Genomic DNA, 15,347 nt, shown 5'->3' with positions numbered 1-15,347 from the left:
AATCGGTGACCGGATCAGATTGGAATGGGTGACCGGATCAAATCGGAATCCCCGACCGGATCACCCCGGAACGCGCATGGTCGTGGACAAAATCCATCGCCCAGACATCGTTCGGCCCGACGGCTTCGGCACGGTCATCGCGCAGCTTGGCCTTCACCCGCCGTTTCGGCGACTTGTTCCTCAACTGCATGCCCAACTCCCTGTAAATACGATAGACTTTCTTGATGTTGATGCCCCAGCCCTCGCGGTCCAAGAGCACATGAACCCGGCGATAGCCGTAGCGCACACGTGTCTCGCAGATCTCTTTGATCCGCTTTTCCACGGCAGCCTGATCGGCGCGGCGGGATTTGTAGTGGAACGTCGAACGATCAAATCCGATGGCGCCACACGCCGTCCGGATCGAAACCGCCCAATCGCTGCACATCCCGCGCACCAGTTCGCGCATCCGACCAGGGCGAGCCAGTGAGCGCCACTGGTTCAAGCCCACTGGCGAGCGAGCTTTCGCCGGATGACATCCGCTCGCCATTGTCCTCGGACCAATGGCGGACAACGGCTCGCCATCTCCCGGTCCAGCGTCAGGTCGGCCACGATCTTCTTCAACCGGCCATTCTCATCCTCGAGCTGCTTCAGGCGCTTCATCTCGGTCGGCAAAAGGCCGGCGTACTTCTTCTTCCAATTGAAGTAGGTCGCCTGGCTGATGCCTGCCTTGCGGCAGATCTCAGCCACCGGAGTGCCTTCCTCGCCCTGCTTGATGATGAACGCCTTCTGCGCGTCCGAAAACTTCGATGCCTTCATGTGATTCCGCTCCTCTCCCAGCCGGGAAATCGTAGCGGAAAACTCCAGCTTCAGACGGTCCAGGTTTCAGGGGGCAGAGCAGCATCACCGCCAGGCTCTATAGCTCGCCACTGAACCGAAGCGACAGTGCGCCTCAGCGAAGTATCGCTTGTCACGGCGCCAAACCGTGCTGGCTGGTCATTCAACAAATTTGCGCCTCATCGAGTACGGCGATCAGCCGATCAGCGATCTGGTTTGGATCGTGCCCTATCCATGTTTCGTTGATCTTCAGCGACAACTGCCCACTTGAAGGCGGGAGAAACTTGAGCCCGAACTTTTCTTCAAGCGCGTTCAGTTTTTCCGGAGACGCCATACAGTTGAACGTCAGAACATTCGTGCCGTCGGGGTACACGTTGGGTATGCGATCTCGCTCCTTCAACGCCAAGATACAAGCTTCGCCAACACGGCGTGCCTCGCGCCAGGTTTCCGCTTGCCTCGGAAGGGCATTCGAAGCGATGACCGCCGCCGGCCACATCTGGTAGAGAGAGCCGCCGAAGCGTCGGCGATGGTGATGGATGCCCTCGAACAGTTCCCCCGGTCCGGCAATGACGCAGCCAAAAGGCGCTTTGAGGTACTTGTAGAGTGATAGGTAGACCGCATCGAAGGGTGCCGCCATTTCGCGTGGGGTTACATCGGCCCAAGCACACTCGATCAGCATGCGGGCACCGTCGAGGAACAGCGGTATTCCTTCGGCTTTCGCGACCTCGATCACGCCCGGCAATTCGGAGCCGAACCTACGGCCAGACACCCGCCGGGACGGTGTTTCGACCGCGACGGCACCGATGCGGGACGCCACCCGCGCAGATCGGGTTCGCTCGATCTCCGCTTTCAACTGCGCCGCCGAGTAGCCTGCCCCGCGCCCCTCAAGTGGCACCATCGTCAGCCCCGAGAGTTGGCTGAGGTTGTCTCCCGCATCGTTGAACAGATGGCTTTGACGATGCACGACAATCCGAGCCGGGGACCCACCGGACAGACGCTGCAGGGTCAGTTGATTGCCCAGTGTTCCGGTCGGAAACATGACGGCGCGTTCCTTTCCGAGGAACTCCGCCACCTGCTCTTCGAACGCGGCCACGGCGCCGCCTTGTCCGTAGTAGTCAGCCTCGGCCTCTGTCGAGAGTTCGGCCAGCAAGGCCGCCATCTCGGGCGGTGTCGGCACGTGGCTATCGTCGGCCATGTTTATCGGGATCATGCCGCCTCCACCTCTTCCAACAGGGCCGCTCCCCTGCCGGCTATGTCACCGCCGACGAAACACTCGGCGATATTTCCGCCCGACATGTAGATGTGCCCGAACGCCGAACCGCATTCTCCGGCTGACCACAAGCCCGGGATTGGCGTACCGAACGGATCGAGTACCCGCTGCGCCGCATCGTGACGCGGTCCCCCTTGGGTATTCGACACGACAGGGACGACCGGTGCCAAGAAATAGGGTGGCTTGAGCGGGAACAGCGACGCAGGAGGTCTGCCCATCGGATCGGCGCCCATCCGGCACACCGTCTCCCAGCCGGTGAGTGCACTGGCGACGTCCGCCGGCTCCGCCCCGATGACTTCGGCCAGATGGTTCGCGCTCTCTGCTTCGCGGAAAAGCTCCGAGGCGACTTCCGCACTGTTGTCCGCCGACCACTCATAGCCCGCGTCCGGGTCATTCCAGGTCGGTTTTGCCATCGGGTAGAGCGCGAGACCTGTCGCATCGGTCACGAACCAGGCCGGATTGCGGGATGCCTGCTGGCGGGACATGTCCATGGTGCCAAGCGAGCGGATCCCGGTGTCCTGCAGGTAGGGCTCGTACTCGTTCATGAACCGCCGCCCCGAATTGTCCAGCAGGATCCACGCGGCCTTGGGTACTTCACGCGCTGGAAGTCCGTCTGGGCCGGGCTGCCAGTCGGGAAGGCGCTTTACCCGCACACCGAACGGATGCCCGGGCACTTCAAAACCATAGCAGCCGTGCGCGTGCCACATGTGCCAGAGGTCAGCGCCCACTGCCTGGGCCATCCGGATACCATCGCCGGTGTTTCCGGCGTATGCTGCCGAAAGCGCGGCGCCGCCGGACCAGTACTGCTCCTGCATTTTCGGGTCGGCCTCGAACCCGCCGGTGGCGAGAACGACGCGGCCGCGTTCGATCTTGCCGTCAGCCAGTTCCACGCCGACGACCTCGCTATCCTCCGTCACAAGCCTTTGCGCCGCGCACCCAAGCCGCACCTCGATCCCCGGACGCCGCGCGACGTTCTGTTCGAGGAGCCGGAAGAGCAGCGCGCCCTGAGGATTGCCGCGCACATGAGGGTAGTCTCGGGCAGGCTCGAAACCTCCCAGCGCTTCGACATAGGCAAATCCGAATGTCTCGTTTCCCGCAAAAGGATAGTTCCCCGGCGACGACCGGCTGTCGACGACAGCGTCCATCCCGTCCGCCAACCGGGCAAGCCTGGTCTCGAGCTCAGTCATTCCGCTGGCCAGCGTCCGCAAGACATCATCGGGGGTTTTTCCGCCGCAGGTCGCTTTCAGATAGCTGAATGCCGCATCCGCATCGGCAGCGATCCGCAGCCCCCCGGCAGAGCAGATAGAGATGCCACCAGGGGTTGCAGATTTCTCGACAAGCAGAACCTGGGCCCCGGCATCGGCCGCCGAGATCGCGGCGACCGCACCGGCATATCCGTATCCGAGAACGATCACGCGCCGCGTCATCAGACCGCGTCCGGGAAGTGAGTGCGTATTCCCTCGACCACATCGCGCACGATGGCCTTCAGCATGACCTCGCCCTTTTCGGCGCTGGCAAGAGAAGGATCTCCGCGGACGCCGTAGCAGGAGAAATCCCAGCCGGATTCTTCGTCTCCGTCAAAGCAACTCGGAACGTAGAATGCACTCTTGGGCAGCGACTCCAGATGCCCATAGTCCGGGGCCGCCTTGTCCATCCTGACCTTGTCTGGGGCGAGCGCGAGCAGGATGGACGTCTCGTGCTCATCGCCGTGGCCGCCGAATTTCTGGCTCATCATCTGGTCCGTGTCCCGGCCGAGCTCCGTGATGTTGGCACAGAGCACCCGCAGGCGATGGCGCTCATAGAATTCACGTACGAGCACGGTCAAGACCGGAGTCGTGGAGACACCCGTGTTCAGCAGGACGAGGCGGGATACGCCTTGTGCGGCAAACCCCTCCAGGACCTCTTGCAAGACCGAGGCGAAGGTCGTCGGGTTGAGATGCTGGCTACCGGGATAGTGCCGGAACGCGGGATAGTATCCGTGTCCGTGGATCGGCGCGGCAACGACCGGAAGTTCGGCCAACACCCTGTCCACGATCCCCTGCGCAAGGATCCAATCAGTGGCCAAGGGCAAGTGGTGCCCGTGCTCCTTGGAGGCCGCACCGATCGGCACGACGACAACAGCCCCATCGTCGAAACGCTGTTTCGCCTCGGGCCACGTCAGGTCGGCAAGCCAGGCGCCTTTCATAGGTATTCCTCCAGGAAGTCGCGTACATCCGGCCCCCAGACCAACGTCCCGTCGCGGTAGAGGAAGTGTCCCTCATCCCTGGACAGACCGTGCGACGGATAGACCCGCGACCGTATCGGCACGGATCCTCCGGCGAGCCCTTCTGCCAGTTCCGTGGTAGGCCGGGTCGAGTAGTCGTTCGCTGCCTGGATGAAGAAGGTCGGCTGGGTCAGGCGCGAGGCAGCCTCATGCATGACCTTGCGCAGGTTCGGCGTGCGATCCCAGTTCATCGCTGCCCCGGCAAACTCCACGGCGCAGCGGAACTTCGGCTCTTTCGCGGCGGCGAACAGCGTGTTGGTTCCGCCGAAGCTCGATCCCATCACGCCAATATGGTCCGGATCGATTCCGGGCTGCTCCGCAACCCAGGCCCGCGCCGCGACAACATCGTCACTCTCCGCGTCCAGGCGCGCGGCGAGTTGATCGTCATAGGCGTCGGTTCCATATTCCGCCGACACGTCCTCGCGCCATGGGGTGCCGGGCGAGTTTCCGTACCCCCGCCGATGCGGCAGGAAGCTTGCCACCCCCCATGACATCAGAAGTGCTGCCACACTGGGTCTGCACAGATCCTGCGTTCCCTGTGCAATGCTGCTGCCGTGGTTCGCCACCATTAGTGGAAAAGGCCCCTGCCCGGGCGGTCGAAAGAGGAAGCCTGCCAGTTCCCGGCCATGAGAGGGAAAACGGACCTCCTCGGGCACAATCGAGCGACCTGCCATCAATTGCGGAGAAAGACGCGAGTTGCGCATGGGCAGTGCGCGAAGGACCTGGCGCTCGAAGTTATCGATCAACCCGGTCATGGTCTTCCGAATTGCCTCGAACTCGGGACTGGCCGCGCGCGCATCGAGGTCTGCCTTGTGTGCAGCTTCGTCCGGAAATGCGCACTGCCACTGGATACGAGCCGGGTTCCCGTCGACATCGCTCTCGAGGGATATCTCACCGGGACGCAATCCGATTTCTCGGCGGATCTCGCTCGCACGGCGCCGTGTTGCCAGGACCTCATCAAGTTTGCCGGGCTTGGGAGAGTAGACAGTGCGTTCCGTGATCATGGCAATTCCGTTTCTGCAAAGTGACATGCGGCTTCATGCCCGGCAGCCTTCGCCTCGAGCGGGGGTGGTTCCTTGCGGCAGATATCTCCGGCAAGCGGGCAACGGCGATGAAAGGCGCATCCGGGCGGTGGATCGAGAGGGCTGGGGATATCCCCCTCGATCACGCGGCGCTTGCCGCGCATCGACAAGTCGGGCTCGGGAATGGCGTCAAGAAGAGCGGCAGTGTACGGATGCCGCGGCGCAGTGAACAAGGCCTCGGAGTCTGCCACCTCGACGACCGACCCGAGGTACATCACCGCTACCCGGTGAGCGAGAAAGCGCACCACCCCGAGATTGTGCGAGATGAAAACGAGCGCGACGCCGGTGTCCGCCCGGATCTGCTTCAGGAGCGTCAGGATCTGCGCCTGGACCGAGACATCCAGGGCCGAAACCGCTTCGTCGCACACGATGAGCCTGGGTTCGACGGCGAGCGCCCGCGCGATGCCGATCCGCTGTCTCTGACCGCCAGAAAATGCGTGGGGATACCGGTCGGCGAACGCGATCGGCAGCCTTACCGTTTCCATCACGCGCGCGACGCGCTCCCTGACCTGAGCGCGCGACATTCCGAGATTGACCAAAGGCTCGGCGATGATGTCCGCGACCTTCATCCTCGGATTCAGCGCCGAATACGGATCCTGGAACACGATCTGCATGTCGCGCGCCAATTCCCGGCGCGCCTTGGCATCGATGTTGGTGATATCCACGCCGTCAAATCGCAGCGTTCCCGCGCTCGGCGGCGTGAGCCGAAGCATCACACGGCCAAGCGTGGTCTTGCCGCAACCGGATTCTCCGACGACCGCAAGGGTCTCGCCGGGATGGACGTCGAGGCTCACGTCGCGCACGGCGCGCAGGTCTGTTTGACGTCCAGCCGCCCCGACACGAAAGGTCTTCGAGACACCGGAAAGCTGCAACAATGCCGTCATATCGCCATCGCCTCTTCGAGTGCCTCGGCCGGAAGATCAAGACGCAGGCAGCGCGCCGCCTGGCAGGTCGCGACGCTCGTCAGGTCCGGTTTGGTTTCGGCACACTCCCGTGTCGCCAGCGGACACCTGGGATGGAACCGGCAGCCCTGCGGAAAATCCGTTGCGGGCGGCGTCGTTCCGTCAATCAGGGGCAACGCGTCCTGTTTCACACGCGCGGTGGGAATGGAGCGGAGTAGTAGCCGCGTATACGGATGGGCCGGTGCCGTGAAAAGTTGCTGGGCCGTGGCGGTCTCGACCACCTCGCCGGCATACATGACCACCACCCGATCAGCCATCTGGGCCACGACCCCCATGTCGTGGGTGATCAGCAAGGTGGCCATGCTGCGTTCGCGCTGCAGATCGAGGATCAGGTTGAGGATCTGAGCCTGGATCGTCACGTCGAGCGCGGTCGTGGGTTCGTCCGCGATCAGAAGGCGTGGATTGCAGGCCAATGCCATCGCGATCATGATGCGCTGCTTCATGCCGCCGGAGAACTGGTGAGGATAATCGCGGAAGCGCTCGGAAGCCGCGGGAATGCCGACCCGCTCCATCAATGAGATGGCGCGTCTCTCCGCTTCAGCACCATCGCACAAGCCGTGCTCCACAAGTGCTTCGGCGATCTGGAAACCGACGCGATAGACAGGGTTGAGGCAGGTTCCGGGCTCTTGGAAGATCATCGCCAGATCGCGTCCGCGGATGTCCCGCCGCGTCGCTGGCGGCAGACTCGCGAGGTCCGTGTCCTCGAACCTGATCACACCAGAGGAGAGCGCCCCCGCCTTGCCCAGCAGCCCCATGATCGCGAGCGAGGTCACAGATTTTCCAGACCCGCTTTCACCGACCAGCGCGACGACTTCTCCCGGCTCGACGACAAACGAGACGTCCCGAAGAACCTCGATCGACCCGCGGAGACCCTTGAAGGTGACGCTCATCCCATCGACTTCAAGAAGTGCCATCAGCGCGCTCCCTTCGGATCAAGCACGTCCCGCAGACCATCGCCCAGCAGGTTGAAACCGATCATCGTGATCCCGAGCGAGGCCGACGCGGCGAGGGCAAGATGCGGGTCGGATCTCAACTCCGGGAGGCCATCCCGGATCATCCCGCCCCAGGTCGGCATCGGCTCCTGAACGCCGATCCCGAGAAACGAGAGCGTTGCCTCCGCCATGATGATGAAGCCGACGCCGATCGATGCCCGCACGATCAGCGGCGAAATGATGTTGGGCAGGAAGTGCTTCCACATGATCTTCCACGGCGGCGTCCCGCAGGCCACGGCTGCCTCGACGAAGAGTTCCTCGCGCAAGGAGAGAACGAGTGACCGTGTCATTCGCGCGATCCCGGGCCACCACACCATCGAAAGCGCTACGATCACGGTGAGGGTGCCCGGTCCAAGAACCGCTGCGATCAGCAGGGCGATGATGACCTCGGGGAAGGCGAACACGACGTCGACCGTCCTCATGATCAAGCTGTCGGGCCATCCACGCGACCAGGCCGCGATCATTCCCAGGGTGACCCCGATCACGAGAGTGATCGAAAGCACCGAGAAGGCAACGAGCAGAGAGACGCGTGCGCCCCAGACCAATCTCGACAAGACATCGCGACCCAGGGCATCGGCTCCGAGCGTGTACCTGTCCCCCGGCGGCTCCCAGGTGAACAGGATGGAAACCTTGCCGGGATCCTGAGGCGCGAGAACCGGCGCGAAGATGGCCGCCAAGGTGACGATGGTGACAATGATAGCTCCGATAACGGCGTTCTTGCTGTGCGAGAACCTGAGCCAGAAGTCAGAGCGGGAAATTGCTGCCGTGGTCATGCGGATTGCCCCTGCAGTCGGATTCGGGGATCGATCAGCGCATAACTCAGATCCACGGCCAGGTTGATCAGTGAATAGAACACCGTGAACAGGAGCACGACGCTCATGGTGACCGGGTAGTCCCGGGCGAATATCGACTCGATGGCGATCCGCCCGAGCCCGGGAATGTTGAAGATCGTCTCGACCACGAAACTGCCGGAGAGAAGACCGCCGAATATGATCCCGATCGAGGTCAGGAGTGGCACCAGCGTGTTCCGCAGCGCGTGGCGCCAGACAACCAGCCGGTCTCGCACACCCTTGGCGCGTGCGGTGCGAATGTAGTCCTTCTCGAACACTTCCAGCATGTAGCTTCTTGTCAGGCGCGCGATGTAGGCGACCGGCGGCACGGTGAGAACCACGACCGGAAGGATCATCTGCGAAAAACTTCCCCAACCAGCGACCGGCAGAAGCCCGGCCTTGATGGAAAGCAGCCAGACCAGCGTCGTCGCCAAGGCGAAGTTCGGAATGGAGATGCCGCACACGAGGAGCAGGATGATCGCTGTATCGGCCAACTGGCCTGCGCGCGTCGCGGCTGCGATCCCGAGGAACACCCCGAGCGGAACCGCGATGACCAACGCGGTTATGGCGAGGAGGGGAGTGATCCACATCCCCCCCTCGATGATCTCGATCACTTCACGACCAGCGAAGCGGTAGGAAAGACCGAAGCTACCGTCGGCGATCGAGCCGATGTAGTCGATGAACTGGAGCGGCAATGACCGATCCAGGCCGTAGTCTGCGCGCAGCCGCGCTTCGAGCGCGGCATCGCCTGACTGATCCGAAAGCAGGACCAGGATCGGGTCACCTGGCACAAACTGGAGCGCGGCAAATGAGATCAGTACCGCGACGAACCAGATGAACAGAAGTCCGCCGATCCGTCGTGCTATATAGCCTGGCATTACCGCGCCCCGCCCCGAGTCACTGGATGGTCACATCGCCGAATGGCAGGAAGCGGAACGGCGACAGGCTGACCCCCTCGACCCCCGGCTTGACCAAGGCCACCTGCATTCGCACCGTCAGCGGGCAGGTGCCGTAGTCGTCGATCAGGATCTTCTCGGCCGCGTTGTAGAGCTTGTAGCGTTCCGCGTTGTCGACCGTCTCGAACGCCTGTTCGATCAACGCGTCGAACTCGTCGTCCTGCCAGCGCGAGCGGTTGTAAGGACTCGGCCCATACCAGACCTGGCTGAGGAAGTAGAGCGCATCAGGGTAGCCTGCCGACCAGCCCCAGGCGAAGAAAGGAACCTCGCCACCGTTCATCGCCTTGATGTGCGTCGCACGCTCGACGATCTCGACCTCGACCGGCATGTTGAGCACTTCCTGGAACTGCGAGGCATAGTAGATATGCTCGTTCTTGTTGGGCTCCGTGGTGGAGAGCTTCACCGGCGGCAGGCCTTCGCCGTCCGGATAGCCGGCTTCGGCCAGCAGGGCTTTCGCTGCCTCGGGATCGTAGGGGATCGGCTCGAGAACCGGATTGTAGCCGGCGACGCCCTCGGTCACTTGGCCGTTGAGCGGCAGGGCGGCACCCGAGAAGAGGCCTTCGATCATCGCCTCCTTGTCGATGGACATGCACACGGCCATGCGCACGTTGATGTCCTTGAACGGCTCGTAGACATTCTCGTTCATGCCGAGATAGCGGATCTGGGCTGCCGGCACGCGCAGCGTCTCGTCTGCAAGGGCTTCGTCGGTGAGGATCCGGCGGTTCAGCGTCGGAGGCGCATAGAGAAGGTCGATTTCTCCTGCTTCGTACATCGACATTGCCGTATTGGCGTCGGGGACGACAAGGAAGTCGACGCCATCGATGGCCGGCGCACCTCCCCAATAGTCGGCGAAAGCATCAAGTTCGACGCTTTGGCCAAGGTTCCAGGACGCGAACGTGAAAGGTCCCGTGCCCGCGCTCACCTTCGATGCCCAGTCGGGTCCGTGTTCGTCGACGATCCCGGCGTCCATGATGTAGATGGGGTAGACAGGGAACAGCACGTCGGGTTTTGTGAAGGCGATCTCGATGGTGTGATCATCGACGATCGTGATGCCCTCGAGTTCCGCCGCAGAGCCGTCCTTCACCGCTTCGGCCCCCACGATCACGTCGAGATACCGTGCGCCGAGCCCGCCTTTCATGCCGGGCGTCAGCAACTGCTCGAATGTGTATTTGACGTCCTTCGCGCCGAACTCGCGACCGGAATGGAATTTCACGCCTTGGCGCAGGTTGAACCGGAACCCGAGGTTTCCTTCGAGCGGCTCCCAGCTTTCAGCCAGCATCGGAACGACGTTGCCCTCGGCGTCGAGGCCCGTAAGCGACTCGTAGATGTTTCCCATCACGTCGCCCGCGACCAGTTCGGAGTAGGTAATGGGATCTACCATCGCCGGGTCGGCCGGGATGGTCGTTCGAAGATCCGCGGAAAATGCCGCGCTGCTGGCGAGAAGGGTTGCGAGCGCAGCAGTTCCAGTCAATCTGCGTATATGCATGTCAGTTTCTCCTGTTGGTGACGGTTTGCCCCGGTGTCTCCGGGGTCATATCGGCATTGCCCATGAGGGCATTGCGAACGAACGCCACCAGCTCGGCGGCATAGTCTTCTGAATCCTTGTCCCGCACCGCGAACGGTCGCAAAACCCAGACATCGGCAAGGGCATCGACGAAGACCGCTGCGAGTTGCGGGTCCATCTCGCGGAAAATGCCCTCTGCCTGACCTTCGGCGATCACGTCGCCCAGCTTTTCAACCATGCCCGCGTAATGTCCGAGGACCCGGTCCCGCGCAGTGCGGGACAACGAGCGGGTTTCGCGGTTCATGACAAGCGTCCCGCGCCGCAGCTTGAGGTTGACGTCGTGCAGACGGCGGATGATCTGGTCAATCCGCTGCTCTACGGGCGCGGTGCCCTCCAGAGCATCCTGCATCAGGTCCACGGCCTGGTTGATCGTCCACGAGTAAACCAGTTCCAGAATCTCTTCCTTGGATCGGAAATACTGGTACATAGTCGGAACGTGCATATCCGCCGCGGCCGCGATCTCGCGCATCGTGGCAGACGCGTACCCCTTTTCCGCGAACACATCTCGTGCGGCCGTTGCTATCCGGGTCCGGCGATCGTCGGATGCGGCGCTTTTCCGAGGCTTGTCCGGCGGCGCTGGCACCGCCTTCTCTTTCGCGGTGACCGTAAGGGTCACCTCCGCCATGGGGGTTCCGCCAGCGTCCGCGACGGACACGCGCCATACCGATGGGTCTGAAAGCCAAATGCAGTGGGCATCGCCCGTCACGCTGGTGGATGCTCCGGGCCCGAGTACGTGAAGTGTTGCTCCGGTCACCTGGCTCGGGCTGGCCGCCTCCCTCACAAGCGACTCGGCAAACCTCAACAAGTCGGCCGCAGCGACAGCGCCGGGTTCGCCTTCAAGGCGGGTCGAACCCCGATGCGGCAGCGCCGCCTGGTTGCCGGTTGCATTGCTCACATCGCACCCCTCACCAACTCCGCAGCGCGTGCCGTCAAGGCGTTCCGATCCGGCTTGTTCGTTCCCGCGAGCGGAATGGCATCGAGAAATTCGACGTGGCGCGGGTGCGCATGTGCCGGCGCGTTCGACAATGCAAACTGCTTGACCGCATCTTCCGTCAACTCTGCTCTGGGCGACGGAACGACGAAAGCAAAAGGCGCCATGCCCTTGGTTTCATGCGGTGCCGGAACAACGCAGGCCTGGTGCACGCCTGGCATCGTCTCCAGCAGCTTCTCGACCTCTCCTGGCCAGACATTCTCGCCGCCCACGTTGAACATGTCATCGGCGCGGCCGATGAAGTAGAAGAACCCGTTCTCGTCTCGGCGCATGATGTCGCCAGTCCGGTACCAACCGTCGCGGACCACCTCGACCGTCTTTTCTGGCAGGTTGTTGTAGCCATTCATCTGCATCGGGTTCTTGAGATAGAGTACGCCCTCGTCTGGCCCGCTGCCTTCGAGGAGTTCCGCGCCCGTTCCCGGATGGGGATAGCCCAGGGAGAGCGCCGGACGCGGAACTCCGTCCGGATGCGGCCCGAACGGAGACGGCCCGCCTTCCGTAGTTCCGTAAGAGTTGCTGATCTTCGCGCCCGGGAAGAGCGCTTGCACCTTGTCGATAAGCGCTTGCGTCAAAGGGGCCGATCCCATCGTCACATCCCGCACGGAGGAAAAATCGAGACCGCCGAGTGCGTCACCTTCTCTCGCGACGAGCGCCAGCATCGTCGGGACCGACGTCAATGTCGTTACGCCAAACTGGGGGATGGCAGCGGCGTAGGCCCGGGCATCGAACGCCGGCAGCATCACGACCGTTGCGCCGTTCCAGAACGCGCCCTTCGTCGAGATCGTGGCGTTCATATGGAACATGGGCGCCGCGACGATGTAGATTGCATCGCAGCGATCGCCGGCGGCCTTCGACCCTCGCTCCAACGACCACCGCTGGGAGTCGTGGCTCAACAGGACGCCCTTGGGGACCCCTGTCGAGCCGGACGTGTAGAGGATCATGCCAACCTCGCCAGGGTCCGGCTCGACCACGGCGAACGGCCCCGGATCCTTCAGATCCTCGAATGCCGGAGCATCCAGGCGTATTGTTTCCACGAAGCCCGGTGCCTTCGGCTCTTGCCCCTCGTCAATAAAGAGCAGCTTCAACTCGGCGTCCCTGCAGATGTGCTCGATGACCGGCGGCGCAAGCTTGTAGCTGAACGGAACTGCGACCATCCCGGCGCGCATCACGCCGAAATAGGCCGCGAGATACTCTCGGCTGTTCATTGCCATGAGACCGACCCGGTCGCCCCGAGTCAGGCCGTGTGCGACCAGCCCCCGCGCAACGGCATCGGCCTCCGTCTGCAGCTCGGCGTAGGTCGTTTGCCTGACCGGCGGGCCAGGCTCGATCAGCGCGATCTTTTCCCCGGCGGTTTCACGGCAAAAGCAGGCCCCAAGGTTTCTCGAGCGCATCATGGCCCGACCTCGAGAACGACTTTCCCGGTGACCCGGCGTTCGGCCAGGTCGCGCATGGCTTCCTGAATATCGCCCATGTCGACCACCCTGTCGATTACAGGAGAGAAGCGGCCATCGGCGATCATTTGGAGAATCTGGAGATGGTCTACCCGTTCCCATCCGTTGCAACCAAGGATTTTGTGCTCGAACGACCAGATGTAGCGGATGTCGGTCTTCGGATCGTATCCGCCCGTTGCACCGCAGGTTAGGATTCGCCCGCCCTTGCACACGGTCCGGAAACTCTTCGCCCAGCTGTCGCCGCCGGAATAATTCACGCAGACATCGACGCCGCCCTCCCCGCCGCGCGTGCGCGGTTTTCCATAGATGCGCCAGACGGCATCGACGAAGTCCTCCTGGCTGCCATCGATGACATGTTGGGCACCGAGGTCTTTCAGGGCGGCCAGTTTCGCGGCCGACGAGCTGACGGCCACGACTTCGGCGCCGGCCGATACTGCGAGTTGAATGCAGGATGTGCCAACGCCGCCGGACGCGCCGAGGATGAGCACCTTCTCCCCGGCCTGGAGCTGGCCGCGTGTGAAGAGCATGCGATGCGCCGTCGCGTAGGCCGTCGGGAGGCACGCTGCCTGATGATCCGTGACACCATCTGGGATAGGGACGAGAAATCGCTCCTCGACGGCAAGGTATTCGCACATGCCCCCGCGCCGGGTCTCACCCATCATGCCTGTCTCGGTCGATGGGTCGATGCCGACGCGCTGCCCGATCGAGAAACGTTCTTCGGGTACGTCTGCGCCGATCTTCTCGATAACCCCCATGATGTCGGCGCCCGGGATCATCGGAAGCGGTGTCTTGAGACCAGGGATACCCCTCAGGACCATGGGATCGAACCCGTTGAGCGACACGGCCCGCACCTTGATGAGGCATTGATCGGGTCCGATCTCAGGTATCGGCAGATCACGCATCACGAGGTTTTCAATTGGTCCGTGATGATCGAAGACGACTGCGCGCATCATGATTTCTCCGAAAGAGCAAAGCGCGCGCGACCGACGGCAACCAGCCTGCCGTCGCCGAACACTTCGATATCCGCAAGCGCCTGTGTGCGCCCCACCCGGACAGCGCGGGCAGCTGCCTCTGCCCTCTTGCCGGTCAGGGGCCGCAAATAATCGACTGAAAGCGCAACAGTCGCTCCACCCCGCCCGGCAGCAAGCCGGACCGCGTAGTAGGCTGCGACATCGATCAGCGACGCGATCGCCCCGCCATGCATTCCGTCCCCGTCATTGGTCCGCATCAGCTCCGGGCAAAGATCCAAGCCCAGTCGAACCTCTCCAGCATCGGCATCCTGCGAGACGAAATCAAGCCCGAGCAATCTGTGGTAAGGAGCACGGCCAACGATCTCCGAGACCTGAAAGTCTGAATCAACTGCCGTCATGTGAGCACGACCTCACCGTTGGGAGTATCGAGCTTAAGCAGGAACCCGGGCGCGAGCGCCGATTTGACGGGCACATCGATCCCCATCGCTTCGTAGACTGCGCGCAGCTTTGCCGCGTCAGGATGCAGAACGGCGAAGTCGGTGAGCGCACATCCCTCTGGTGACGTTTCGGCAGGGTGCGGAGACCCCTTCCAGTCGATCACGAACGGGACCGCATCGCCCCAACCTTCGGTATCGAGGTAGAGGATCTCCCAGTTCAGCGTCACACCGTCCGGACGCGTACGGCTCATGGGGACCGGGGTCTGAGGAGAAAGCCCCGCCGCGGTAGCGCGTTCTGAGAGTGCCAAGAGGTCCGACGAGCGCAGGCAGAATGCCATCATCTTCGGCGCGGCGAGATCGCTCAGGCCATCGGCGCGCCGACCTTTGGCTAACTGCTCTGGGTCGGGCGCTATCACTTCGAAAAAGAGTGCCTCGCCGAGCGAGACCAGCTTGTTGCGCGTTCCGAAGCCGGGATGCGAGCCACCGCCCGACGGAGTCACCCCCGAAAGCGCCGAGAAAGCAGTTGTTGCTGCGTCGAGGTCGGGCGCACCAAGGAGGATATGATCGAGCGTCAGCGTCATTGTCACCTTCTTTGGCCGATGATTCCCGACGTTACTGAGCGCTCAGTAATTTTCAAAGAAATTTTTCTGGATCGCGCCCGACGGTGCATGAGAATCTGGCTAGTCGCGCCAAATTTCAGGATAAGTTATTGAGATACTTATATTTCCCCGAATTGGGGAACTGCATAACAATCTAGCAGATGAA

14 protein-coding genes and 1 pseudogene are annotated in these 15,347 nt (G+C 62.5%); all 15 read right to left on the bottom strand.

Annotation, left to right across the window (positions count from 1 at the left end):
* Nucleotides 1–64: 64 nt before the first annotated feature.
* A pseudogene (locus GE300_RS15240) lies at nucleotides 65–795 on the bottom strand (transposase); the annotation flags it as partial.
* A gap of 181 nt (nucleotides 796–976) precedes the next feature.
* Nucleotides 977–2,023, bottom strand: coding sequence for a threonine aldolase family protein (locus tag GE300_RS15235; protein WP_154447570.1), 1,047 nt, complete (start codon nucleotides 2,021–2,023; stop codon nucleotides 977–979).
* Nucleotides 2,020–3,510, bottom strand: coding sequence for an FAD-dependent oxidoreductase (locus GE300_RS15230; RefSeq protein ID WP_154447568.1), 1,491 nt, complete (start codon nucleotides 3,508–3,510; stop codon nucleotides 2,020–2,022). The genes GE300_RS15235 and GE300_RS15230 overlap by 4 nt, the downstream gene beginning before the upstream one ends.
* Nucleotides 3,510–4,268: a creatininase family protein gene (locus GE300_RS15225; protein WP_154447566.1), complete on the bottom strand. Its 759-nt coding sequence runs from the start codon at nucleotides 4,266–4,268 to the stop codon at nucleotides 3,510–3,512. The genes GE300_RS15230 and GE300_RS15225 overlap by 1 nt, the downstream gene beginning before the upstream one ends.
* Nucleotides 4,265–5,350, bottom strand: coding sequence for an alpha/beta hydrolase family protein (locus GE300_RS15220; RefSeq protein WP_233417067.1), 1,086 nt, complete (start codon nucleotides 5,348–5,350; stop codon nucleotides 4,265–4,267). The genes GE300_RS15225 and GE300_RS15220 overlap by 4 nt, the downstream gene beginning before the upstream one ends.
* Complete coding sequence (locus GE300_RS15215; RefSeq protein ID WP_154447562.1) at nucleotides 5,347–6,312, bottom strand: ABC transporter ATP-binding protein; 966 nt, start codon at nucleotides 6,310–6,312, stop codon at nucleotides 5,347–5,349. The genes GE300_RS15220 and GE300_RS15215 overlap by 4 nt, the downstream gene beginning before the upstream one ends.
* Nucleotides 6,309–7,304: an ABC transporter ATP-binding protein gene (locus GE300_RS15210; RefSeq protein ID WP_154447560.1), complete on the bottom strand. Its 996-nt coding sequence runs from the start codon at nucleotides 7,302–7,304 to the stop codon at nucleotides 6,309–6,311. Before GE300_RS15210 ends, GE300_RS15215 begins: the two co-directional genes overlap by 4 nt.
* Nucleotides 7,304–8,155 (bottom strand): ABC transporter permease, encoded by an 852-nt coding sequence (locus GE300_RS15205; protein ID WP_154447558.1) that lies wholly within the window; start codon nucleotides 8,153–8,155, stop codon nucleotides 7,304–7,306. Before GE300_RS15205 ends, GE300_RS15210 begins: the two co-directional genes overlap by 1 nt.
* Nucleotides 8,152–9,090, bottom strand: coding sequence for an ABC transporter permease (locus tag GE300_RS15200; RefSeq protein WP_154447556.1), 939 nt, complete (start codon nucleotides 9,088–9,090; stop codon nucleotides 8,152–8,154). Before GE300_RS15200 ends, GE300_RS15205 begins: the two co-directional genes overlap by 4 nt.
* Nucleotides 9,091–9,109: 19 nt before the next feature.
* Entirely contained in the window at nucleotides 9,110–10,654 is a 1,545-nt protein-coding gene (locus GE300_RS15195; RefSeq protein WP_154447554.1) for an ABC transporter substrate-binding protein, read from the bottom strand.
* 1 nt (nucleotide 10,655) lies between these two features.
* Complete coding sequence (locus GE300_RS23120) at nucleotides 10,656–11,627, bottom strand: TetR/AcrR family transcriptional regulator (protein WP_154447552.1); 972 nt, start codon at nucleotides 11,625–11,627, stop codon at nucleotides 10,656–10,658.
* On the bottom strand, nucleotides 11,624–13,117 hold the full coding sequence (locus GE300_RS15185; RefSeq protein WP_233417066.1) for a class I adenylate-forming enzyme family protein: 1,494 nt from the start codon (nucleotides 13,115–13,117) through the stop codon (nucleotides 11,624–11,626). The genes GE300_RS23120 and GE300_RS15185 overlap by 4 nt, the downstream gene beginning before the upstream one ends.
* A complete protein-coding gene (locus tag GE300_RS15180) occupies nucleotides 13,114–14,127 on the bottom strand; it encodes a quinone oxidoreductase family protein (protein ID WP_233417065.1) in 1,014 nt (337 codons plus the stop codon). Before GE300_RS15180 ends, GE300_RS15185 begins: the two co-directional genes overlap by 4 nt.
* Nucleotides 14,124–14,543: a PaaI family thioesterase gene (locus tag GE300_RS15175; protein ID WP_154447550.1), complete on the bottom strand. Its 420-nt coding sequence runs from the start codon at nucleotides 14,541–14,543 to the stop codon at nucleotides 14,124–14,126. The genes GE300_RS15180 and GE300_RS15175 overlap by 4 nt, the downstream gene beginning before the upstream one ends.
* Nucleotides 14,540–15,163, bottom strand: a complete 624-nt coding sequence (locus GE300_RS15170; RefSeq protein ID WP_154447548.1) for a VOC family protein — start codon at nucleotides 15,161–15,163, stop codon at nucleotides 14,540–14,542. Before GE300_RS15170 ends, GE300_RS15175 begins: the two co-directional genes overlap by 4 nt.
* Nucleotides 15,164–15,347: the final 184 nt, after the last annotated feature.

The sequence above is a fragment of the Halovulum marinum genome, assembly GCF_009697225.1.
Classification (GTDB): Bacteria; Pseudomonadota; Alphaproteobacteria; order Rhodobacterales; family Rhodobacteraceae; genus Halovulum; species Halovulum marinum.
The sequence above is the reverse complement of the archived record's forward strand: the minus strand, read 5'-3'. Positions and strand labels throughout refer to the sequence as shown.

Excerpts from the sequence above, each read along its gene's own strand:
- GE300_RS15225 (WP_154447566.1), bottom strand. The coding sequence starts at position 4,268 with ATGAAAGGCGCCTGGCTTGCCGACCTGACGTGGCCCGAGGCGAAACAG.
- GE300_RS15205 (WP_154447558.1), bottom strand. The coding sequence starts at position 8,155 with ATGACCACGGCAGCAATTTCCCGCTCTGACTTCTGGCTCAGGTTCTCG.
- GE300_RS15195 (WP_154447554.1), bottom strand. The coding sequence starts at position 10,654 with ATGCATATACGCAGATTGACTGGAACTGCTGCGCTCGCAACCCTTCTC.
- GE300_RS15210 (WP_154447560.1), bottom strand. The coding sequence starts at position 7,304 with ATGGCACTTCTTGAAGTCGATGGGATGAGCGTCACCTTCAAGGGTCTC.
- GE300_RS15215 (WP_154447562.1), bottom strand. The coding sequence starts at position 6,312 with ATGACGGCATTGTTGCAGCTTTCCGGTGTCTCGAAGACCTTTCGTGTC.
- GE300_RS15185 (WP_233417066.1), bottom strand. The coding sequence starts at position 13,117 with ATGATGCGCTCGAGAAACCTTGGGGCCTGCTTTTGCCGTGAAACCGCC.
- GE300_RS15235 (WP_154447570.1), bottom strand. The coding sequence starts at position 2,023 with ATGATCCCGATAAACATGGCCGACGATAGCCACGTGCCGACACCGCCC.
- GE300_RS15175 (WP_154447550.1), bottom strand. The coding sequence starts at position 14,543 with ATGACGGCAGTTGATTCAGACTTTCAGGTCTCGGAGATCGTTGGCCGT.
- GE300_RS15200 (WP_154447556.1), bottom strand. The coding sequence starts at position 9,090 with ATGCCAGGCTATATAGCACGACGGATCGGCGGACTTCTGTTCATCTGG.
- GE300_RS15220 (WP_233417067.1), bottom strand. The coding sequence starts at position 5,350 with ATGATCACGGAACGCACTGTCTACTCTCCCAAGCCCGGCAAACTTGAT.
- GE300_RS15230 (WP_154447568.1), bottom strand. The coding sequence starts at position 3,510 with ATGACGCGGCGCGTGATCGTTCTCGGATACGGATATGCCGGTGCGGTC.
- GE300_RS15180 (WP_233417065.1), bottom strand. The coding sequence starts at position 14,127 with ATGATGCGCGCAGTCGTCTTCGATCATCACGGACCAATTGAAAACCTC.
- GE300_RS15170 (WP_154447548.1), bottom strand. The coding sequence starts at position 15,163 with ATGACGCTGACGCTCGATCATATCCTCCTTGGTGCGCCCGACCTCGAC.